This is a genomic window from Blautia sp. HCP3S3_B11, assembly GCF_052064435.1.
Lineage (GTDB): Bacteria > Bacillota > Clostridia > Lachnospirales > Lachnospiraceae > Blautia_A.
The window spans coordinates 1-457 of record NZ_JBQHVP010000067.1 but is presented as its reverse complement, the minus strand read 5'-3'; the positions used below and the strand labels follow the sequence as shown (position 1 = coordinate 457).

Below are 457 nucleotides of genomic sequence, written 5' to 3'. Positions count from 1 at the left end.
GGGCTTGTACCCCTCCTGATACAAGCAAGTCCCCACCCACTGCTTATTGCTCTTCGCAATTGAAGCAGGGGACTTACTTGATTCGGTTAAAAAAGTTCCCCAATCTTCCGATCATCTGTCCGGTGATCAGACCGAATCCGCCTGTGTCAAATAACAGGAACGGTGATAATCCTTTTATTTTTGCAAATATAAATACTACAACAATTGCCGTGATCACACCGCCGTATATGGCAAGACCGCCCTCACGGATGTTAATGATGCTCTTAATATCGTCTTTATACATATCCCAGGAGAAAATCACATAATATGCCCTTGCTCCGATAATTGAAAAGATAACTCCATATATTGCCAGATCATTATAATCTTCGTAAGCGTATTATTTTCGGGCGTTTCTTATGATTGCCCCCAATGGACATTTTTAATGTAGTAACCAACTTTTTACTACAACAAGAAATGC

At 40.7% G+C, this 457-nt stretch carries 1 pseudogene; it reads right to left on the bottom strand.

Features of this window, described 5'->3' with window-relative positions:
* Nucleotides 1-82: 82 nt before the first annotated feature.
* Nucleotides 83-367 (bottom strand): annotated as a pseudogene (locus ACTNC0_RS18280) (prolipoprotein diacylglyceryl transferase); the annotation flags it as partial.
* Between the last annotated feature and the right edge of the window lie 90 nt (nt 368-457).